Source organism: Croceicoccus bisphenolivorans (assembly GCF_001634625.1).
GTDB classification, from domain to species: Bacteria; Pseudomonadota; Alphaproteobacteria; order Sphingomonadales; family Sphingomonadaceae; genus Croceicoccus; species Croceicoccus bisphenolivorans.
Genome location: NZ_LRSE01000007.1, coordinates 1 through 20,672 on the forward strand (window position 1 = coordinate 1; position 20,672 = coordinate 20,672).

24 protein-coding genes are annotated in these 20,672 nt (G+C 62.4%); 16 read left to right on the plus strand and 8 right to left on the minus strand.

Annotated elements, in window-relative coordinates; all coding sequences use genetic code 11:
• Window positions 1-26 precede the first annotated feature (26 nt).
• The gene (locus A7A77_RS09130; RefSeq protein WP_066556606.1) at window positions 27-863 is read right to left on the minus strand and encodes an IS110 family transposase; all 837 of its coding nucleotides are present in this window, start codon (window positions 861-863) and stop codon (window positions 27-29) included.
• Window positions 864-982: 119 nt separating this feature from the next.
• Here A7A77_RS09130 and A7A77_RS09135 point away from each other — a divergent pair, with 119 nt between their 5' ends.
• Window positions 983-1,594: a S24 family peptidase gene (locus tag A7A77_RS09135; protein ID WP_066556608.1), complete on the plus strand. Its 612-nt coding sequence runs from the start codon at window positions 983-985 to the stop codon at window positions 1,592-1,594.
• A gap of 380 nt (window positions 1,595-1,974) precedes the next feature.
• On the opposite strand, the gene cueR is transcribed toward A7A77_RS09135, so the two are convergent.
• From cueR to copC, 5 genes are all read right to left on the minus strand, one after another.
• Window positions 1,975-2,364, minus strand: a complete 390-nt coding sequence (gene cueR / locus A7A77_RS09140; RefSeq protein WP_011445792.1) for a Cu(I)-responsive transcriptional regulator — start codon at window positions 2,362-2,364, stop codon at window positions 1,975-1,977.
• On the minus strand, window positions 2,361-2,564 hold the full coding sequence (locus A7A77_RS09145; RefSeq protein ID WP_066556611.1) for a DUF2933 domain-containing protein: 204 nt from the start codon (window positions 2,562-2,564) through the stop codon (window positions 2,361-2,363). The genes cueR and A7A77_RS09145 overlap by 4 nt, the downstream gene beginning before the upstream one ends.
• Window positions 2,561-4,906 carry a heavy metal translocating P-type ATPase gene (locus A7A77_RS09150; RefSeq protein ID WP_066556612.1) on the minus strand — a complete coding sequence of 782 codons (2,346 nt, stop codon included), beginning with the start codon at window positions 4,904-4,906 and terminating at the stop codon, window positions 2,561-2,563. Before A7A77_RS09150 ends, A7A77_RS09145 begins: the two co-directional genes overlap by 4 nt.
• A gap of 64 nt (window positions 4,907-4,970) precedes the next feature.
• Window positions 4,971-5,903, minus strand: coding sequence for a copper homeostasis membrane protein CopD (gene copD, locus A7A77_RS09155; RefSeq protein ID WP_066556613.1), 933 nt, complete (start codon window positions 5,901-5,903; stop codon window positions 4,971-4,973).
• 4 nt (window positions 5,904-5,907) lie between these two features.
• The gene (gene copC, locus A7A77_RS09160; protein WP_066556615.1) at window positions 5,908-6,291 is read right to left on the minus strand and encodes a copper homeostasis periplasmic binding protein CopC; all 384 of its coding nucleotides are present in this window, start codon (window positions 6,289-6,291) and stop codon (window positions 5,908-5,910) included.
• 138 nt (window positions 6,292-6,429) lie between these two features.
• On the opposite strand from copC, the gene A7A77_RS09165 reads away from it, so the two are divergent.
• The 8 genes from A7A77_RS09165 (at window position 6,430) to A7A77_RS09195 (ending at window position 11,754) form a co-directional block, all read left to right on the plus strand.
• Window positions 6,430-6,708 carry a hypothetical protein gene (locus A7A77_RS09165; RefSeq protein ID WP_066556616.1) on the plus strand — a complete coding sequence of 93 codons (279 nt, stop codon included), beginning with the start codon at window positions 6,430-6,432 and terminating at the stop codon, window positions 6,706-6,708.
• Window positions 6,705-7,145 carry a periplasmic heavy metal sensor gene (locus A7A77_RS09170; protein WP_066556618.1) on the plus strand — a complete coding sequence of 147 codons (441 nt, stop codon included), beginning with the start codon at window positions 6,705-6,707 and terminating at the stop codon, window positions 7,143-7,145. The genes A7A77_RS09165 and A7A77_RS09170 overlap by 4 nt, the downstream gene beginning before the upstream one ends.
• The gene (locus A7A77_RS09175) at window positions 7,142-7,711 is read left to right on the plus strand and encodes an RNA polymerase sigma factor (protein ID WP_066556621.1); all 570 of its coding nucleotides are present in this window, start codon (window positions 7,142-7,144) and stop codon (window positions 7,709-7,711) included. The genes A7A77_RS09170 and A7A77_RS09175 overlap by 4 nt, the downstream gene beginning before the upstream one ends.
• Window positions 7,712-7,772: 61 nt before the next feature.
• Window positions 7,773-9,527, plus strand: a complete 1,755-nt coding sequence (locus A7A77_RS09180) for a copper resistance system multicopper oxidase (protein WP_066556623.1) — start codon at window positions 7,773-7,775, stop codon at window positions 9,525-9,527.
• Window positions 9,524-10,579: a copper resistance protein B gene (locus A7A77_RS09185; protein WP_066556625.1), complete on the plus strand. Its 1,056-nt coding sequence runs from the start codon at window positions 9,524-9,526 to the stop codon at window positions 10,577-10,579. Before A7A77_RS09180 ends, A7A77_RS09185 begins: the two co-directional genes overlap by 4 nt.
• Window positions 10,580-10,645: 66 nt before the next feature.
• Entirely contained in the window at window positions 10,646-11,002 is a 357-nt protein-coding gene (locus A7A77_RS17820) for a hypothetical protein (protein WP_144901092.1), read from the plus strand.
• Entirely contained in the window at window positions 10,999-11,199 is a 201-nt protein-coding gene (locus tag A7A77_RS09190) for a hypothetical protein (protein ID WP_066556628.1), read from the plus strand. The genes A7A77_RS17820 and A7A77_RS09190 overlap by 4 nt, the downstream gene beginning before the upstream one ends.
• Before the next feature lie 126 nt (window positions 11,200-11,325).
• Window positions 11,326-11,754, plus strand: coding sequence for a DUF411 domain-containing protein (locus A7A77_RS09195; protein ID WP_066556631.1), 429 nt, complete (start codon window positions 11,326-11,328; stop codon window positions 11,752-11,754).
• 216 nt (window positions 11,755-11,970) lie between these two features.
• Here A7A77_RS09195 and A7A77_RS09200 read toward each other — a convergent pair whose 3' ends face one another.
• Both A7A77_RS09200 and A7A77_RS09205 read right to left on the minus strand, forming a co-directional pair.
• The gene (locus tag A7A77_RS09200) at window positions 11,971-12,321 is read right to left on the minus strand and encodes a DUF3147 family protein (protein ID WP_066556635.1); all 351 of its coding nucleotides are present in this window, start codon (window positions 12,319-12,321) and stop codon (window positions 11,971-11,973) included.
• Window positions 12,318-12,731 (minus strand): MerR family transcriptional regulator, encoded by a 414-nt coding sequence (locus A7A77_RS09205; RefSeq protein ID WP_066556650.1) that lies wholly within the window; start codon window positions 12,729-12,731, stop codon window positions 12,318-12,320. Before A7A77_RS09205 ends, A7A77_RS09200 begins: the two co-directional genes overlap by 4 nt.
• A gap of 69 nt (window positions 12,732-12,800) precedes the next feature.
• Here A7A77_RS09205 and A7A77_RS09210 point away from each other — a divergent pair, with 69 nt between their 5' ends.
• The 7 genes from A7A77_RS09210 (at window position 12,801) to A7A77_RS09240 (ending at window position 20,489) form a co-directional block, all read left to right on the plus strand.
• Window positions 12,801-13,433 carry a cation efflux transmembrane domain-containing protein gene (locus A7A77_RS09210; RefSeq protein WP_027443900.1) on the plus strand — a complete coding sequence of 211 codons (633 nt, stop codon included), beginning with the start codon at window positions 12,801-12,803 and terminating at the stop codon, window positions 13,431-13,433.
• On the plus strand, window positions 13,430-13,780 hold the full coding sequence (locus A7A77_RS09215) for a DUF3703 domain-containing protein (protein WP_066556653.1): 351 nt from the start codon (window positions 13,430-13,432) through the stop codon (window positions 13,778-13,780). The genes A7A77_RS09210 and A7A77_RS09215 overlap by 4 nt, the downstream gene beginning before the upstream one ends.
• A gap of 40 nt (window positions 13,781-13,820) precedes the next feature.
• Window positions 13,821-14,153 (plus strand): hypothetical protein, encoded by a 333-nt coding sequence (locus A7A77_RS09220; RefSeq protein ID WP_066556655.1) that lies wholly within the window; start codon window positions 13,821-13,823, stop codon window positions 14,151-14,153.
• A 65-nt stretch (window positions 14,154-14,218) separates the two neighbouring features.
• Entirely contained in the window at window positions 14,219-14,677 is a 459-nt protein-coding gene (locus A7A77_RS09225) for a hypothetical protein (protein ID WP_144901090.1), read from the plus strand.
• Window positions 14,678-14,839: 162 nt separating this feature from the next.
• Entirely contained in the window at window positions 14,840-16,075 is a 1,236-nt protein-coding gene (locus tag A7A77_RS09230) for a TolC family protein (protein WP_066556660.1), read from the plus strand.
• Complete coding sequence (locus A7A77_RS09235; protein WP_066556664.1) at window positions 16,072-17,310, plus strand: efflux RND transporter periplasmic adaptor subunit; 1,239 nt, start codon at window positions 16,072-16,074, stop codon at window positions 17,308-17,310. Before A7A77_RS09230 ends, A7A77_RS09235 begins: the two co-directional genes overlap by 4 nt.
• Before the next feature lie 17 nt (window positions 17,311-17,327).
• The gene (locus A7A77_RS09240; protein WP_066556667.1) at window positions 17,328-20,489 is read left to right on the plus strand and encodes an efflux RND transporter permease subunit; all 3,162 of its coding nucleotides are present in this window, start codon (window positions 17,328-17,330) and stop codon (window positions 20,487-20,489) included.
• Window positions 20,490-20,672 lie beyond the last annotated feature (183 nt).

The window sequence follows — 20,672 nt, forward strand, 5'->3', positions numbered from 1 at the left end:
CGTGGTCTAATTTTGCACCGCCGTTCTCAGATCCGGCCGCGGCGCGCGGTGACGCCGGACTGATAGAGAGTTGGCGTGAGGCCGAGATAAGGCCCAACATCCCTGTTGTGCTTGAAACGGTATGGGTCTCCGACAGCGCTGTAAAACGACAGCGACGTGATTGGACCAACGCCGGGAATTGTCTGAAATACAGCGCATGCGGGGATTGTAGCGGCCATCGTGCGCATCTCGCGGTCCATATCCGCAATATGTGATCGCAGGGTTTCGCCCATGCTGACCAAGGATTCCAGGTCGATACCAATGGTCACACCACTCATGCGTAAGAGCCTCTGTTGGTTCGCGACCTCAGCCGCGAGCGAGCCTCGTCCGTTCAGCAGCTTGAGGCTGCCGCCATGTAATCTGAATATGGACTGGAGCAGGGCATCTATCTTGGCTCGGTGCTTCAGCAGGGTTCGACGGATGTTGATCATGATCCGAATGTCCTGATGCTCGATCGGCTTGACGTAAACCTGAGTGCCAGTTGCTTGGGCCAGTCGGCCAAGGTCAGCGAGACCTTTGGCGTCATTTGCATCAGTCTTCTGCCGTCGGATCGCAAGGAACTTGCTTGATTTGCGTACGTCCACGACTTGAACAGGAAAGCCGTACGAACGGAGATCCCGAACCATCTGAGTGCCGACACCGGCCTCAATTGTAACGGACTGGACTGGCTCGACGCCAAACCGCCGAAGGATATCCCGGATAGGAGCGGCGCGGGTTTCAGTCTTAGCCTCGAAGAAGGCGTGGCCATCGGAATTAACAAGGCAGATGGCGGTCTCGAGGTGTCCGGCGTCGAGGCCGACCCAGTAGCGCTGGTACCGAGGCATTCTATTCCAATGCGACTTTCGTTTCTCTCGTTACTCGTAATGAGCTTCCGTGCGCTGGCCGACTAGGAATCGTCCTCAGGGCCGTGATAGACAGGTAGGAAATCGCAGGAGATGATAGGATGGAGCCGCGTGAGGCGTTGGATGGCTTGATTGTCGAGCGAGGCGAGACCTACGCGTCGATTTCGCGTCTTCTCGGAAGAAACTCGGCATACATCCAACAGTTCATCAAACGAGGCTCACCGGCCCGCCTTGACCAAAGTGATATAGCTCTGCTGGCATTGCATTTCGACGTTCCCCCGGAAGTGCTGGGTGGAAAGGAAGGGCCGACAGTCGGGCAGCGCTCCATCGTCAAAGTCCCTATGCTGGACGGGACGGGCAGTGGCTCACGCCCATCGTGGCGCCTAGTCGATGCGGCTTGGTTAGCTCAGTTAAGTGATCAACCAGCCAGCGTCGCAATCCTTCCAATCGTCGGCGAGGCTATGGAGCCCGCTCTCTGCAATGGTGACGAGGTGATGATTGGACGAATGCGCAACCAGGAGGGCTTGCGTGAAGGTCTTTATGCCATCCGTGGCTCCTCTGAAATCTTCGTGAGGCGAATAGCGATCGACCCGATGAAGAACCGTCTGACCGTTCTCACCGACCACCCGGCATATCCGAACTGGCCCGGCATCCAGCGTAAGAGCGTCGACATCGTCGGTCGGGTGATCTGGATCGGAGCTCGAGTGCCCTAGCGGCTCCTACACACCTTCGAAGCCAGCAGCTGGTGTGGAGGAAAGTGGAATTAGCCGTCGCAATGGTCGGCAGGTCTGGCCACGACTCGCTTAAGACCTGACGTCCTCCTCGTTCGTCCGCGTGGCGGCTCCTGAATCGCCAGAGCGTAGCGCTTGACCATGCTCGATGGTGGGTTCGCGTGCTGCTACCTAGAGAGCTACCTAGCACGCGCATGCCTGGATCCGCCAAACTTTGCGATCTTTGTAACGCATTGAAAAATGGGGAGAAAGTGGTGGACGCACTAGGGCTCGAACCTAGGACCCGCTGATTAAGAGCAATCTTTCCGTCCGGATGTGTTCGCGAGCGACCGCATCGATGTGCAGGTGTCCAGAGGATCTGGTCAACTGACTGCGATCCCGTCGAGGATCGGACAATCGGGTCTGCTGTCGCCGCTGCACCCTTCGGCCAGTTCCAGCAAGGCGCGCCGCATGGCTTCAAGTGCTGCGGCCTTGCGACCAAGGTCATCGGCATGCGCCAGGGCAACGGCCTTCACTTCACTGCTCGTCCGCTCGCGGTTGTCCCATAGGCCGAGGAGAGTGGTGATCTCCTCAAGCGAGAAGCCAAGGCCGCGGGCGTTGGCAATGAAGCGCAGGCGCTCGATCGATTGCGGCGAATAATCCCTGTAACCATTGTCGCGTCGGTCAGGGGGCGGCATCAACCCTACGCGCTCATAGTGCCGGATCATCCGCTCCGACACGCCAGTGGTCTTCGATGCCTGTCCGATGTTCATGGCCGCTGTTCGCCGAACTTCGGGTAGCGTCCTTGGTGGTGGCCGCCATGGAAGAAGTGCAGCAGCGGGCAGGCGAACAGGAATGCGTAAGGGATCAGCCCGAAGAAGTGCTGCCGGTGTTCCGGATAGAGCAGGAAAGCGGCGATCAGCGCGCCCGATGCCGCGGCCAGCAACCACGCGCGCTTGCTGGAAAGGCTCATAGCGCAATCCTCCTGAGACGCAGCGAATTACCGATGACGCTGACCGAGGAAAGCGCCATTGCCGCCGCTGCGATGATCGGTGAAAGCATGATGCCGAACAGTGGGTAGAGCGCGCCTGCAGCCACCGGGATACCAGCGACGTTGTAGGCAAAGGCGAAGAACAGGTTCTGCCGGATGTTGGTCATGGTTGCATGACTGAGGTGCCGGGCACGCGCTATCCCCGTCAAATCGCCCTTGAGCAGGGTGATCCCTGCGCTTTCAATCGCAACGTCTGTGCCGGTGCCCATGGCGATGCCGACATCGGCAGCGGCAAGCGCAGGGGCGTCGTTCACACCGTCGCCTGCCATCGCCACGATCCTGCCTTCGTCCCTCAAGCGCTTCACGATCGCGCTCTTCTGGTCGGGCAGGACATCGGCTTCGATGTCGTCGATACCAAGGCGCCGGGCGATGGCGTCTGCCGTGACGCGGTTGTCTCCGGTCAACATGATGACATGGATGCCCGCTTCGGCCAGTGCCTTGAGCGCGCCAGGCGTAGTCTGCTTAACCGGATCGGCAATGCCGATAGCACCCGCAACACGGCCATCGATGCCAAGGAAAATTGCGGTCGCCCCGTCAGCGCGCAGGGCGTCGGCACGTTGCGCCAGTTGGGCAGTCGAGATCCCTTGCTCCTCAAGAAAGCGGGCATTGCCAGCAACAAGCCGATGTCCATCGACGATTCCGGTGATGCCTTTGCCGACTGGCTGATCGACGTCGCCCGGTTCGCTGATTGCCAGTCCTTTGGCTTCGGCATCCCTGACAATGGCGAGAGCCAGCGGATGCTCGCTGCTGCGTTCGAGGCTGGCGGCAAGGCGCAACACCTCGCGGCTGTCGAACCCCTCGGCCGTCTCAATCGCGACCACCGCAGGCTTGCCTTCCGTAAGCGTGCCGGTCTTGTCCACGACAAGCGTATCGACCTTCTCCATGCGTTCGAGCGCCTCGGCATTCTTGATGAGAATACCGGCCTGGGCACCGCGTCCGACCCCCACCATGATCGACATCGGGGTTGCGAGGCCAAGCGCACAGGGGCAGGCGATGATCAGCACGGCCACCGCGGCAATCAGGCCATAGCCCATTGCCGGCGATGGGCCGACCAGGGACCAGACGACGAACGCGATCGCTGAGACCGCGATCACCGCCGGCACGAACCAGCCCGACACGGTGTCGGCAAGCCGCTGGATCGGCGCACGACTGCGCTGGGCTTCTGCTACCATCTGGACGATGCGCGCCAGCATGGTATCGCGCCCGATCTTCTCGGCGCGCATCACGAGGCCGCCGGTCTGGTTTATCGTGCCACCGATCAGCTTCGACGATGCCTCCTTGGTCACCGGCATGGACTCGCCAGTCACCATCGATTCATCGACGGTGCCGCGGCCCTCCAGCACCACGCCATCAACCGGAACTTTCTCGCCAGGGCGAACGCGTAGCGTGTCGCCGACCAGAACCTGGTCGAGTGTGATCTCCTCGTCACTACCATCGGGACGAACCCGGCGGGCGAGCTTGGGCGAAAGGTCGAGCAATGCGCGGATCGCACCGCTGGTTGTTTCCCGGGCACGCAGTTCAAGCAGTTGGCCAAGCAAGACCAGCACGGTAATGACCGCCGCTGCCTCGAAATAGACCGCGACTGAGCCGTCTATTGCGCGAAACGCGGCCGGGAAAATGCCGGGCGCGAGCGTCGCCGCCATGCTGTAGATCCAGGCGACGCCCGTTCCCATTGCGATCAGGGTGAACATGTTGAGGTGACCGCTTTTCACCGAGGCCCAGCCGCGTTCGAAAAATGGCCAACCCGCCCACAGGACCACCGGCGTCGCCAGAACCATCTGGATCAGGTTGGCGATGTTTCCATCCAGATAATGGCGCAGTCCAGTCAGATGCCCGCCCATTTCGAGTGCAACCACCGGCAAAGCGAGGATGAGGCCGATTACAAAGCGCCGCTTCATGTCGGCATATTCGGGCGACGGTCCATCGTTGAGCGTCGGCGTCATCGGTTCCAAGGCCATGCCGCAGATCGGGCAGCTTCCCGGCCCGGACTGCTGGACCTCCGGATGCATCGGGCAGGTCCAGATCGCGCCTTCTGGCACCGGTTCTGTCGGGCGCGGCGCATCGCTCATATAGCGCTCTGGATCAGCCCTGAACTTGGTTAGACAGGCAGCGCTGCAAAAGTAGTGATGGACGCCGCCGTGGGTCGTGACATGCGGCGTGGTCGCCGGGTCGACGCTCATTCCGCAAACGGGGTCGATAGCCGTTCCCGGGGTTTCCGGTCCGGAATGGGCGCAATGCGCGTGGTTGTGTTGCGACTCGGTCATGCCTCATGCTCCTCTGGTCGCCAGCTTCATCAACCCTGACATCATGTCAGGGTCAAGCAGTAATTCATCCTTTCGCGATGGCAAGCTCCAGCGTACCCAGCCAGGCCACCAAGGCGAGGATCGTAAGGGCAGCAGACGACTCCAGAACCAGGCTTTGCCGAAGACCGCGTAACGCGTGGGCGAGGTCGTCTTGTTCGATTGCTGCACCTAGTGTGGGCGTTAGGCGCCAACAGTTGGCACTCGCCAACACCAGCATGGCAGCGAACAGTCCGAGCTTGATGAGCAGGAGTTTTCCGTAGCGCGAAGCGAACAAGGTGTCCGGATGAGGCAAGCCCATCAGGCTCAGGCTGTTGATGAGGCCCGTGAGAACGATCAACCCGACCGCAAGCGTCCCAACCCGCGAAAATTGTTCAAGAGCCCGATGCGCTATCCTGATCTGCGCATCGGATTGGTGCGCCATTGGCTGAAAGAGCAGCCAGGCGAACGCGGCAATTCCGCCGATCCAAACAGCCGCCGCCAGCATGTGGACGATGTCGCTCAGCCGGTGGAGAGTTCCGGTCCACCCTTCGGTTGCGCCGGCATGGCCCGTCCAGACCAGCGTGGCGATAGCCACCGCCGTCGAAGCAAGCAGCCAGTATCTTGCAAGGTGTGGGCTTCGGCCAAGCGCGAGGGCGGCAACCAAGGCAATTGCAACTGCCACCATACGCACGACCCAGGCGCTGCCAATGGCGCTCTGTGTGACGATTTCCCCGATGACCGAGGCATCGGCTGCCCAGAGGCTTGTCCCCATCATGGCTGCGACAAGCGCAATCATGCCGGCGCCAGACAGCAGCAGTCCGAGCAGCGAAAGGATGAGGGCAGGTTTGGCCAGCGGCAGCAAGGCAGTGCCTCGCTCCTCGGGTTTCAGCGCGTAAAGCGTGAAGGCCGTCACACCTGCCAGCACCATCAGATCGGCGTAAAGCGCGAACCGGATGGCGATGACAGGCAGGTTGTCCATGTCTTCAGCGCACGGTGAAGCTGAAGTTGCCGCCCATGCGATGTGTGTCGGCTCCGGCCGCGCTCCAGGTCACGCGGTAAGTCCCGCTGGCCAGCGGCCGACGGAGCAGCAAAGTCATCGATTTCCTGTCATTGCCGAGCCGGGCGGTGAAACCCGTGATCGGCATCGGCGCATGGTTTGGCATACCCGGCATTCCGGTCATTGCGATCTCGGCCCTTGCCGTTGCGCCGATCACGGCCTCATTGAAGCGCAGTTCGACCTTTGTCGGCGCTGCGACCGTGGCATTGGCTGTCGGGGTCGAAGACACGAGCTGCGTATGCGCGCTGGCAACCTGCGGCACGATGAGCCCCAGAGTCGCAACGGCAAAGGCAAGGCTGGGCAAACGCATCAGTTATCTCCTTGGAAATGGCTATCAGGTTGAGATACGCGGCCCGGAACAGCATCCCTCAAATTGGGCTGGTTCAATTTTTCTGAGGGATCGGGGATATGGCTGCGTATAGGATCACAAGACCTCGGGAGACCCACCATGTCCGACCTTGATCAGGCGCTCCGCCGCCTGGGCACACTTCCGGCTCCTTCGGGGCTGGCGACTATCGACGATGCTGTGCTTGCCGGACTGGCTGCGAGCCGCCGTGAGGCTGCGGCTGGGTCGCGGCTGATGGGTTTTGCCGCAGCCCTGGCGCTGGTGGTCGGCGTAGCCGGTGGCGGACTAGCGGGCGGCGAACCCGCCACGGCTCAGCCCATCTCTCCCTTTGCGCCTGACAATCCCCTCGCACCTTCGACCTTGCTGGATGTCCACCCGTGAATTGGACCACGCGGCTGATCCTGATCGCGCTTGTCGCATTTGCAGCGGCGCTGGGCGGCACTTATGCTGGCCGCGTCCTGTTCGCACCGGAAAGGCAGAGCGAGACCGAACTCCACGCCTTGCTGCACAGCGAGCTCGAACTCGATGCCGCACAGGAAGCAAAGATCGAGGCAATCGAGCAGCGTTTTGCCACACGCCGCAAGGCGCTCGAACTCGAGATGCGGGCCGCCAATGCCCATCTGGCCGAAGCGATGGAATTGGAGCACGGCTATGGTCCGCAAGTCACCACCGCCATCGACCACACCCACAAGGTCATGGGTGAAATGCAGAAGGAAACGCTTGAGCATCTCTTTGCCATGCGCGCCGTCCTGAGGCCTGATCAGGCGGCCAAATTCGACAGGTCGGTTACCAGAGCCCTTACCCCAGAAGTGCGGTGAGCCTTCCGCTGTCCGAGGGGAGCGACGGCGAGCTCGCGGCACTGGCGCTCGCGGGCCGGCAGGACGCTTATCGCGAATTGCTGGCGCGCCACCGTGACGCTGTGTTTCGCTTGGTGCGAGCGTCAGTCGGCGATCCGCACGAGGCCATCGACGTCACCCAGGAAACCTTCATTGCCGCGTTCTCGGCCCTTGGGCGTTACGACCATGGGCGACCGTTTCTGGCATGGCTCAAGCACATTGCGCTCAACAAGTGCCGGGACTGGGGACGAAGGCGCAAGGTGCGCGCCTTCTTCACGCGCGCAGTGCCGCTCGAGATGGCTTTCGATGTTTCAGACGATGCCATTCCCGCCGATGTGCAAGCGGCAGACCGGGCCGAGCTGGCGCGCGTGACCACTGCCATATCCCGCTTGCCATCCCGTCTGCGCGAGGCCCTGGTCCTCCGCACGATCGATGGCCTCGGCCAGGCCGAAGCTGCCGAGGTGCTCGGTGTCAGCGAGAAGACGGTCGAGACCCGCCTCTACCGGGCCAGGGCGAAATTAAAGGCGATGATTGGCGACCAGATCTGAGGGCTAGGGAAAGCGGCTGCGTAAAGGACGATGAAGCCGTCAATCTTACCGGATACCACTCATGCATTCTTTTGCGCTCGATCGCCGTACCCTCATTCGTTCGGCTGCTTTGGGGGGCGGGGGCCTCGCGCTTTCGGCAGCGCTCCCCGCGTGGGCGCGCAGTGGAACTCCTGGCCTCGCAGGCCCGATGTCCGTGGTGTCCGGGGAGCAAATCGCACTATCCATCGGTCATGCCTCGCTCCGGGTCGGCGGACGTGATGGGCATGCCATCGGCATCAACGGTGCGACACCGGGCCCGGTCATCCGGTTAAAGGAGGGCCAGAAGGTTCGCCTCGCGGTGAACAACACGCTGAACGAGGAAACCTCAATTCATTGGCACGGGCTGCTCGTGCCCTTCCAGATGGACGGCGTGCCGGGGGTGAGCTTTCCGGGGATCAAGGTCGGCCAGACCTTCGTGTACGAGTTCCCCGTCAAGCAGTCTGGCACCTATTGGTATCACAGCCACTCCGGCATGCAGGAAGCGATGGGCATGTATGGCGCGATCGTCATCGATCCCGCCGCGCCCGATCCGGTCGCCTATGACCGTGAACATGTAATCATGCTCGCCGACTGGAGCTTCATGCATCCGCATACCCAGCTGCGGAAGCTGAAGGCGCAGCCTGGCTACTTCAACATGCAGAAGCAGACCCTCTCAGGCCTGCTCGCGGGCAAGGACCAGTCGGCCTCCGAACGCCGCATATGGGCCGGGATGCGGATGGACCCGACCGACATTTCCGACGTCACCGGCGCAACCTATCATTTCATGGTCAACGGCCATGACAGTGCCGCGAACTGGACCGGACTGTTCGCACCTGGCGAGCGGGTGCGCCTGCGCATCATCAATGCAGCCGCCATGACGAATTTCAATGTCCGGATTCCGGGTCTCGCGATGACGGTGGTCGCCGCAGATGGGCAAAACGTGCAGCCGGTCGAGACCGACGAATTCCAGATCGGCATCGCGGAGACCTATGACGTGATCGTCGAACCCAGGGCCGACGAGGCCTATGGCTTCATTGCCGAGGCCATCGATCGCTCCGGTCAGGTGCGCGCGACGCTTGCTCCGCGCCTCGGCATGGTCGCGCCGATTCCGCCAATCCGCGAACGTCCGCTGCTCACCATGAAGGACATGGGCATGGGCGATATGGCTGCACCCGGTGCCGATGCGAGTACAGCTGATCACGCAGCCATGGGCCACGCCATGCCCGGGATGGATCACGGCTCGATGAAGATGCGCGATCCCGCGGTCGCGCCGCAGGTCAAAATGGGACCAGGCGTTGCGACGCTTTCGCCAATGCCCATGGACCGCACGGGCGAACGTCCGACCGGTCTTGAGAAGGTCGGGCACCGGGTGCTGACCTACCGCGACCTCAAATCGCTCGCGCCCAATCCAGACAAGCGCACGCCGTCACGCGAGATCGATCTGCACCTGACCGCCAACATGGAGCGCTACATGTGGTCCTTCGACGGCGAGAAGTTCAGCGAAAATACGGAGCCAATCCCGTTCCGCCACATGGAGCGGGTGCGCATCAATCTCATTAACGACACCATGATGCCCCATCCGATTCACTTGCACGGACACTTCTTCGAACTGGTTACTGGGAGTCCCGGCCATCATCCGCTGAAACACACGGTCAACGTCCTGCCCGGCGGCAGGGTCTCGTTCGATCTGACTGCCGATGAGCTCGGCGACTGGGCATTCCACTGTCACATGCTGCTGCATATGATGTCGGGGATGTTCCGGGTCGTGACCGTGCGCCATGAGGAGGACGCGGCATGAAGGCGACCCTTCTCATCAGCGCTGCTGTCTTGTTGGCAACGCCCGGCTTTGCGGTGGCCCAATCCTCCATGCCAGGCATGGAAATGAAGGATGCGCCCGGCACAGTTGCTCGAGGCGAGGCAGCGCCGGCTGCAATGGACCATTCCGGCCATAGTCAGCCCGAAGCTGCAGTTCCCGCGCCTGTCGCAGTCGATCCCCATGCCGGACACGCTGCCGAGCCTAAGCCAGCCGGTCCGCCACGGCCTGAAGCCATCGATCACTCCGGCCATGATATGAATGCCATGACGGGCATGTCCGAGGGTGATCCGGCTATCGGAACTGCTCCCGCCCCTGCGCCGCCAGGCGACCATGCCGCGGATACCGTGTTCGATCCCGCTGAGATGGCGCGCGCGCGCGAAGCTTTACGGCGAGAGAATGGAGCCTTCAGCGGGTCGATGGTGCTCTTCGATCTCGCCGAATTCCAGGCGCGCAAGGGTAGGGACGGTTATCGTTGGGCAGGCGAGGCCTGGTTCGGCGGTGACGTCGAGCGCCTCCTGATCAAAACAGAGGGCGAGGGCGCATTCGGCGAGCCGATCGAGGATCTGGAAATCCAGGCACTCTATTCACGTGCCATCTCGCCGTTCTGGAATGCCCATGTCGGCTTGCGGCACGATATAGTGCCCAATCCCTCGCGGACTTATGCCGTGCTCGGGGTAGAGGGAATCGCGCCTTACTGGTTCCATTTGACGGGGCAGATGTTCCTCTCCGACAAGGGTGACATCCGGGCTCGCCTTGAGGGAAGCTACGATGAGCGGATCACCCAGCGCCTGATCTTCCAGCCTCGAGCGGAACTTAATTTCTCCGCTCAGGACATGCCCGTGATCGGGGTGGGATCAGGACTCACCGACTTCGAACTGGGTGCGCGCTTGCGCTATGAGATCCGACGCGAGCTCGCGCCCTATGTTGGCGTGGAATGGAGCCGGAAGGCGGGTGACACCGCGCGTTTGGCACGGCTCGCAGGAGAAGATCCAGATGCGGTCAGTTTTGTCGCTGGCGTCAGGGTTTGGTTCTGATTCTGATGGCAATGCACAAAGACTTTGGCTGGACCGACGGGTCGCAACGGAGCAGGACTTGATGCTATGAAATCGGTCGTCGCTCTCATTGTTGCGCTAGCATTGGCGTTCGGCGCAGGACCGCTTTGTGCCGCCCCGGCAGCGGCTTCGATGCAGACTGCTAACATGGAATGCGGCGACATGCCGGGAAGCGGCGACCGCTCACATCATCATGGCGCACCGGACGTGGCGCGGGTCTGTCATGCGTGCCTCTTTGCTGCGCCTGCCATCGGCACCAATCTGAATGCCATACGATGGGACTGGATCGGCCCGGAGATCCGGGCGCCCCAAAGCCTGTCCGGATTGAAGTCCGAGCCACCGACACCGCCCCCGCGCCAGCCGGTTTCCCGATCCGTTTCAATCTTATCTGGAGAATACACATGAAATCCAAGTATCTTCTGGGCGCCCTGGTGCTCTCGCTTTCTACAGCCGCGTTTGCAGCCGAGCCTGCACCGACGCCAGAGAAGTCGTGCTGTTGCTGCAAGAAGGACGAGCTCGGCCAAATGGCCTGCTGCAAGGAGCATGGCGAGCAGGCTGGTGAGCATGCTGGTCACGACATGAGCGGCATGGATCACAAGTAAGCAATGGTGCGCGGAGGGTGGTCCGCTACCCTCCGCGTATTGCCATGTGAGTACTGGCAAATGCGGACTGGACCTTAGTTTACACCGGAGCGGTTCAGCGGCCACCCGCGGATAAGGAGATCACATATGCGAAAGCTCGTTTTGGCACTGGCGCTGTTTTCGACCCCCGCGCTAGCGGCAGGCGACATCCTGATGCATCGCGATCCGGGGTGTGGGTGCTGCGAACAATGGGCTGCGCGGGTTCGGCAGGCCTTCGGCAGAAATGTGCGAATCGTCGATGACGCGAACCGTACCGCGTTCCAGCGGCAGGTGGGTCTTCCCGCAAACCTGGTGTCATGCCACACCGCGATCGTGGACGGGATCGCCTTCGAGGGACACGTTCCTATTGCGGACATGCGCCGCGTACTGGCGAGCCGCCCGAAAGGTGTTCGTGGGCTTGCAGTTGCGGGAATGCCCATCGGATCGCCGGGCATGGAGGTGCCGGGTGTTCGCGCGCAACGGTATAACGTCATTGCCTTCGGGGCCGCGCGCACCAGCGTATACGCACAGCATTAGTCGTCGCATTAAAAGCGAGCGTCTTAATCTCCGCTCCCGCGAAACCCGGAGCACATCCGGGCAAATCGAATGAGAGCGGGGCAAGATGCTTCCGCGAGTTGTGTTACGTTTGGAGCGGGGGCGTTTTCGCCTTGATCGCGATGAAGGCCGCGCCTGCAGTCGTCCTTCGCCCAAGCCAGCCCGCTCGGACGTACCACGCAATTCGGAGAGGCGCTTTCACAGCCGAACATCCCAACGAGCGAGTAACGCCGCCATGCCGACGTACAGGACGATGGTGAGAGCGCAGCCGGCCGCGAGTGCGGGCCAGAACGCGAAGCCGCGCTTGAGCAGAACCGGGATCAGCAGGAAGATCGGCAGGCTCGGAAGAACGTACCAGAACGTGGCTTGCGAATAGCTGGCCGTACGCGCTGCGTCGCCAGTGTCGCGCCAGAGCCAGATCATGCTGAGCACGGCGACAAGCGGGAGCGATGCCAGCAATGCGCCAAGTCCAGCGCTCCGGCGGGCGACTTCGGAAACCACAACAATGATGATCGCCGAGATAGCGGTTTTGACGACCAGATAGATCATTCGTGGTCTCCGTTGCACATGGTGTGATCCCCCAGCGCCTCGATCACGCGACAATCGGCGGCAAGTCCGCCCCGGCAGCGACCGATAATGCGCGATAGTTCGTCGCGCAGGGTAACGAGTTGGCCGATCTTCTCTTCGACCTGCGCCAGATGCCGGGTGGCGATCCGGTCGGCCTCGCAGCACTCGCGCTCGGGATGGTCGGCCAGATCGAGCAGCGAGCGCACTTCCTCGATGGTGAAGCCCAACTCGCGTGAATGACGGACGAAAGCGAGCCGCGTGCGATGCGCTTCGCCATAGGAGCGATAATTGCCCGCAGTCCGGGCCGGTTCGGGCAACAAACCGATCCGCTCGTAATAGCGGATCGTCTCGATGTTGGTGCCGGTCGCCCTGGACAGTTCGCCGATTTTCATCGCTTGACCCTGTAGTTGCTACAGGGTGCATATAGAGGGCCGACTCGAACGAACCAAGGAGTTTCGGCCATGGCGGACAGTTGCTGCGCCAGTTCCTGCAGTGACGACACCGCGCGCAATGATCCTGCGTGGCGCAGGGCGTTGTGGATCGCGCTCGTCGTCAATGCCGTGATGTTTTTCGTCGAGATCATCGCGGGTGCCGCATCGGGATCCCGCTCGCTACAGGCTGACGCGCTCGATTTTCTGGGCGATGCCGCAAACTACGCGATCAGCCTTGGCGTCGCCGGAATGGCGCTTGTCTGGCGGGCGCGGACCGCGCTGGTCAAAGGGCTGACCATTCTGGCCTTTGCACTCGGGGTGATGGTCTCGGCGGTCTGGGGCCTTGTTGCTGGAACCCAGCCCGATCCTTGGGCGATGACAGGCATCGGCGCTCTCGCGCTGGTGACGAACATCTCGGTGGCGCTCCTGCTCTATCGTTTCCGGTCGGGTGACGCCAACATGCGATCAGTCTGGGTCTGCTCGCGCAACGATGCGATCAACAACCTGCTGGTGATTGGCGCGGGCTTCGTGGTGCTGTGGACGGGCAGCGGCCTCCCCGACCTCGTCGTCGCGCTCATCATGGCGCTTCTCGGGCTTCAAGGTGGATGGCAGGTGGTTCGGCAGGCTCGATATGAACTTGCGGCAAGAGGGGTTCCGGTATGAAGCAGCTCGAAACCGCATATTGGGCGGAGATCGGTGCTTTCCGGCAAGCGAGGGCTGGCCAGGACGCGGCCGATGCCTGGCACTATCTGGAACGCGCGCATATCCTTTCTCAGCAGATCCTGCGGCTCCACCTCCATGCCCATGCCGTCATGCTGATCTTTGCCATTTCCCGGCGCGAATGGCGCGAAGCGCGCGGACAAGTTCTGCGTCTGATGCTTGCACCCCTCGGCGCGCTGCTGGGCCGCATTCCTCTGGGGAACACTGGTCGAGCATCGGTCAGCGCCTTCGTGCCCATGTCGATCCCAGAGGAGCTTCGTCATGTTCTGGGCCAGGAACAGTGCAAGTGATGCGTTTGCTGCTGCTGTATTGCTCTGCTAGGTGGAAACGATGAGGGGCATTGTTCTCCAGTTCCTGATTCTGTTCTCGGTGCTTTGCGCCGGTTTTCATGCGCCTGCCGCTGCCCATGACGACCACGGTCAGGCCACAGTTCTTGTGGCTGATGCGCACCATGCTGACGCCCACGAAGATTTCTCCGACGATTCTTCCTCGGATCCCTCGCAGGAACTCTATCATCATCACCATTGCCCCATGACGACGGTATTTGATGGCAGCGACGGCGCGATGCTGGCCTTCGCAAACAAAGAGTTGCTCTGGCCGAGCAAGGCTGCGGCGCTCGCCTCGCTGATGCCAACTCCGCCAACCGAGCCCCCAGCAGCCTGAGATCCCAGCTTTGCGCGCGCCGGGCAGCCCGGCGTTGAATCTGGTATTTTCAGGATTATTTCCACATGCGATACTTGCTTATGGGCGCAATTGCGCCTGCGGCGCTCATGGCCGCTACCCCCGTCGATGCGCGCCCGGCCCGTGTTGATATCCCCATTCAGATTGACCCGAATTCATCGGTCTATGTGCTTTGGGTCAAAGTAAAGGCTGAAGGCGACCACACGATTGTCAGTGGCTACGTTCGCCAAAAGCGCTGGTTCGCCCGAAGCCGCGGCCATCTTCACATCGCGTTCATGAGGCAAGGCCAGCAGGTCGCCTGTCAGGAAAGCGACTGGAAGAAGTACCGATATCGTTCCCGGGGGCAGTGGCGTTTCACAAGTTCGGTGCAGATTGCCGCCTCTACAATCGATAGTGTGCAAATCTCGCACGTTGACCATGAACGGGTGCCCGACAGCACCCCGATATCCATGACAGTCTGCCCGGGATCGACTGTAGACACCGAACATCATGCCGGCGGTGCATAAGATGGCATCCCGATTGTTGATGGCTTCAACCATTCGAATGAGTGATTTGCCGGTCGGGGGTGCCGAGGTTTCCCTGATTGGCTGGCTTTCCCGACGTGCCCTGAATGCCCCGCGTGTCGAAGACACGCGCGAGCAAACTGAAAGCGTTTCAGGAGTGTTCCCATGACTTTGACATTGCGCGCCGGCCTATTGGCCGGCTTGGCGCTGGCCTTGCCCATAGCGGCAAGTGCGGAACCCGTAAGTCTGGACGAGGCCGTCCGCCGCGCCATTGCGGCATCGCCCGCGATCCAGGCCCAGGAGGCAGGCATCCGGTCTGCAAGGGCGGGGCGCAGCCAGGCCGATGTTCGTCCCAATCCCGTCCTGTCAGTCGAAGCCGAAAACATCGCCGGCACCGGCGCCTATGACGTCTATCGGCAGGCCGAGACGACCGTCAATTATGCCCAGACCATCGAACGCGGGGGCAAGCGCGATGCGCGGATCGCCTATGCCGAACGTGACATCGGTGTCGCGGAGGCTTCGGCGCGCCTCACCCGGCTCGACCTCGCCGAAGCAGTGCAACGCACATTCATCGACCTGCAGATCGCCGAAGAAGTTGTCTGGCTTGCCGAACGACGCCTCGAAACCGAGCGCGCCATGCAGACCGAAGCGCTGCGCCGGGTACGCGGCTACAAGGATCCGCTCTTCGTCGAAACCCGCGCCGAAGCTCGCGTAGCCCAGGCACGGCTTGCGCTCGACGAGGCCCGGTCACGCCGCAATGCCGCCCGCGCGAGGCTGGCCTCGTTCTGGGGCGGCAAGGCAGAAGATGTCGAGGTGCCGCGCGGGATCGAGAAGCCGGACGATCACCTGCACCAGTTGGCCGCTGCCGACAGTGCGCTTGCATCTGCCACGGTGGAACGGGCGCAGGCGGCGGTCGTGGTCGAACAGACGCGCGGCGTGCAGGATTACACGGTGAGCGGCGGCGTGCGGCATCTGCGCGAGACGGGCGATGTCGCACTGGTGGCCGGGATCTCGATCCCGCTGGGCCGTTTCGACCGCAATCGGGGCAACATCGAGCGCGCGCAGGCCGAGCGGCAACGGATCGAACTGCTGGCCGAAGCGGCCCGCCTTGACCGTCTGCGCCAGTTGGCCTCGCTCAGGGCCGAGGCTGATGCCGCCCGGATGCGCGCCGACGGGATCATGCAGGATGTCTATCCCAAGGCGGTCCGCACACTCCAGCAGGTCCGCGAAGGCTACAATCGCGGCGGTTTCCGTTTCAGCGATGTGCAGGACGGTGCCGACGCCATCATCGAGGTTCAGTCGCAGTGGGTCGAAGCAATGACCCGCTACCGCGACATCCTGTCCCAGATCGACCGGCTGACCGGACGCTTCGACGTCGTCGCCGGGGAGGAAGTACAATGAAAAACATCCGTTTCACCGCCGCTATCGCGGCACTCGCTCTTGCCCTCCCGCTTGCCGCCTGTGGTTCCGGTCCGGCACCCGCGGAACATGGCGAGGAGGGGGCCGAAGCCGAGCAAGGCCCCAACGGCGGGCGTCTCCTGAAGGATGGCGATTTTGCCGTTGAGGTCACAGTGTTCGAAACCGGGCAGGAACCGCAGTTCAGGGTCTATGCCAGCCGAGGTGGCCAACCGGTCGATCCGGGGTCCGTGCAGCTGACCATGACGCTCCGGCGACTGGGGGGCGAGGTCAACACTTTTGCTTTCAAGCCCGAAGGCAAGTTCCTTGCCGGTCAGGGCGTGGTCGAGGAACCCCACAGCTTCGACGTCGAGGTGGTCGCGGTCGAAAACGGCAAGCGGCACGTCTGGAAATACGCCAGTCCCGAAGGCCGCACGCATATCACGGCAGAGGCGGCCAAGGCGGGCGGCATCGAGATACTGACCGCAGGTCCGGCGTTAATCGGCGAGACACGCGAACTCTTCGGCACTGTCGCACTCGACCCATCTGCCCGTTCGGAAATCCGTGGCCAGTTTCCGGGCCGCGTCGTCAGCGTGACCAAGGCCGTGGGCGACTATGTCCAGCGGGGGCAATTGCTGGCGCGCATCGAGTCGAGCGAGAGCCTGCAAGTCTATCCGGTCTATGCGACCGTCAGCGGCGTGGTCGCCGAGCGTAACGGCAACCCCGGTAACGTGACCGGTGATCGCGCGCTCTATGTCATCACCGACCCCGCCCAGACCTCGGTCGTCTTCAACATCTTCCCCAAGGATCTGGCGGTGATCCAGCCCGGCATGCGGGTAGAAATCGAAGCCATGGACGGCACGCCCGTCGCGGCCAGCCAGCTCGGGGGCTATTTGCCCGAAGGTAATGCCGAGGCCGGAACGGCGCTGGTGCGAACCTCTGTCCCCAATCGGGGGGGGCGGCTCCGTGCCGGCATGGCATTGCGCGGCAAGGTGGTGGTGAATGCCGTCACCGTGCCACTGGCCGTGCGGACCGAAGCCATCCAGCCGTTCCGCGACTTCAAGGTCGTCTTTGCCAATTTCGGCCAGGACTACGAAGTTCGCATGCTCGAGCTGGGGCGCTCATCGCCCGAGTGGACCGAAGTGCTGAGCGGCATCAAGCCGGGCACGCCTTATGCCGCCAAGGGCTCCTTCCTCATCCGCGCCGACATCGAGAAGTCGGGCGCGAGCCATGATCATTGAGCGGGAGAGATAGCGCCATGCTTGCCCGCATCATCGGCTTTTCCATTCGCCAGCGCTGGTTCGTCCTCGCGGTTGTCGCCCTTTTATCTGCCATCGGCGTGTGGAGCGCGACCAAGCTGCCCATCGACGCCGTACCCGACATCACTAACGTCCAGGTCCAGATCAACACGGAGGCCGAAGGCTATTCCCCGCTCGAATCCGAGCAGCGCATCACATTTCCCATCGAGACGGCGATCGCCGGCGTTCCGGGTCTTTCCTACACGCGCTCGATCTCGCGCTATGGCCTGAGCCAGGTCACGGTGGTGTTCGAGGACGGCACCGACACCTATTTCGCCCGCCAGCAGGTCAACGAGCGCCTGCAAGCGGTCAGGTCGCAACTGCCGGCCGGGATCGAGCCGGAAATGGGGCCGATCGCCACCGGGCTCGGCGAAATCTTCATGTTCGCGATCGAACCAAAGCCCGGCGCAACCAAACCCGATGGCAGTCCCTGGACGGCAACCGATCTCAGGACCCTGTCCGATTGGGTGGTGCGGCCGCAGATGCGCACCATTCCCGGCGTGGCCGAGGTGAACACTATCGGCGGCTACGAACGGCAATACCATGTCACGCCCAACCCGGCGCAGTTGGCCGCGCTCAATCTGTCGCTGAACGATCTTGTCGAGGCACTGGAACGCAACAACGCCAATCGCGGCGCGGGCTATGTCGAGCGCGGCGGCGAGCAGATCCTGATCCGCGTTCCCGGGCAGGCGGCCAATGAAGCAGACCTCTCGCAGATCCTCGTTGCGACGCGCGGCGGCGTGCCGATCCGCGTCGGTGACGTGGCCGAAGTTGTGATCGGGTCCGAACTGCGCACAGGTGCCGCAACCGAAAATGCGAAGGAGATCGTGCTCGGAACCATCTTCATGCGGACTGGCGAAAACCCCCGGATTGTTGCCCAGGCTGCTGCGGAGAAGCTCAAGCAGGCGACAGCTTCGCTACCCGCAGGCGTGGTGGCGCACCCGCTCTATGACCGTACCGAACTGGTCGACCGCACGATCGCCACTGTCGAGAAGAACCTCGCCGAGGGGGCATTGCTCGTGATTGTGGTCCTGTTCCTGCTGCTCGGCAATTTCCGGGCGGCTCTGATCACGGCTGCGGTGATCCCGATCGCCATGCTCATGACGCTGACCGGCATGCTGGCGACCCGAACCTCTGCGAACCTGATGAGCCTGGGTGCGCTCGATTTCGGCCTGATCGTCGACGGAGCGGTCATCATCGTCGAGAACTGCCTGCGACGATTGGGCGAAGCCCAGCATCGAATGGGCCGCTTGCTCGATCGCGACGAGCGGTTTGGCCTCGTGGCCAAGGCGAGCGCCGAAGTCATCCGCCCCTCGATCTTCGGCATCGTCATCATTACCGCGGTGTATCTGCCGATTTTCGCGCTTGAAGGCATTGAGGGCAAAACCTTCCATCCCATGGCGACCACCGTCGTGCTGGCCTTGACGGCGGCGCTGATCCTCTCGCTGACGCTTGTGCCCGCTGCCGTTGCCCTCTTCGTCACCGGCAAGGTGGAGGAAAAGGAAAACCGCGTCATGCGCTGGATGAGCGAGCGGTACGCGCCGCTCCTCGACAAGGCCTTGGCTCGGCCGAAGCTCGCTGTTGCCTTTGCCGTCCTGCTTGTCACCCTCAGCGCTGCGGGAGCAACACGGTTAGGGTCGGAGTTCATCCCCAACCTCGATGAAGGCGACATCGCGATGCACGCGCTGCGTATTCCGGGCACCAGTCTTGGCCAGGCAGTGCAGATGCAGGAGTCACTGGAGAAACGTATCCGGCAGTTCCCGGAGGTGGAGCGCGTCTTTGCGAAGATCGGTACGGCCGATGTCGCGACCGACCCCATGCCACCATCGGTCGCGGACAATTTCATCATGCTCAAGGACAGGAGCGAATGGCCCGACCCGCGCAAGCCGCGTGACCAGCTTGTGGCCGAACTGAACAAGGCGGTGTCGGAGATTCCCGGGAACAACTACGAGTTCACCCAGCCGGTGCAGATGCGCATGAACGAGTTGATCGCGGGCGTGCGCGCCGATGTGGCGATCAAGCTGTTCGGCGACGACCTCGAGCAGCTGCTAAAGAGCGGCGATGCCATCAACGACGTGGCGGCGTCTATCCCCGGGGCTGAGGATGTGAAGCTCGAGCAGGTCACGGGCCTGCCGATGCTCTCGGTCACACCGCGCCGTGACATGCTCGCACGCTATGGCATCAGCATGGCCGAGGTTCAGGATGCCGTGGCCACGGCAACTGGCGGCCGCAAGGCGGGCGAGGTGTTCGAGGGCGACCGGCGCTTTGCCGTCGTCGTGCGCCTGCCCGAAGCGCTGCGGACGGACTTACCGGCACTCGGCAATCTGCCCGTTCGGCTTGCAGCCGGCGGGACAGTACCGCTGTCACAACTGGCTGACATCTCACTCTCGGCCGGACCCAATCAGATCAGCCGTGAGAACGGCAAGCGCCGCGCCGTGATCACCGCCAACGTGCGCGGCCGGGATCTGGGATCCTTCATCACCGAACTGCGGGAGAAGGTCGGCGCCGAAGTCGAACTGCCGACCGGCTACTACGTTGAATACGGCGGCACGTTCGAACAGCTCCAGTCGGCCAAGACCCGGCTGCAGGTGGTCGTGCCGCTTGTGCTGCTGTTGATCTTCGGGCTGCTGTTCACGCTGTTCGGATCGACGAAGGATGCGGCTATCGTCTTCTCGGGCGTGCCGCTCGCATTGACTGGCGGGGTGGCGGCCCTGGCATTGCGCGGGATCCCGATGTCGATCTCCGCCGGGATCGGGTTCATCGCCTTGTCGGGTGTTGCGGTGCTCAACGGTGTCGTCATGCTGTCCTTCATACGCGACCTGCGCGAACGCGGCCTGGGAGCACTAGAGGCGGTGCGCGAGGGCGCGCTGACACGCCTGCGCCCGGTGATGATGACGGCTCTCGTGGCATCGCTCGGCTTCGTACCGATGGCGCTGAACGTCGGTGCCGGTTCCGAAGTGCAGCGGCCGCTCGCGACTGTCGTGATCGGCGGGATCATTTCCTCGACGATACTCACATTGCTCGTTCTTCCAGCGCTCTATGCTCTGGTTCATCGGAAAAAGGACGAAGAAAATCTCACGGACGTGGGACCAATGGAGCCTCAACCGGCCAGCGGGGGATGACGCACGGCATCAAGGTGCTGACGATGAACAACGCAGACGACTGCATTCGGGTGCAGTTTGACAGCAGTTCTTGTTGGCACCTTGAAGCTGTGAAGCGCACACTCGATGGAACGCCAATCAGTCACTGCGCGTGCGGTGGTTTGATTGCCGCAAACAGCTGGCGAGTCGGCGTGATAGGCTGAT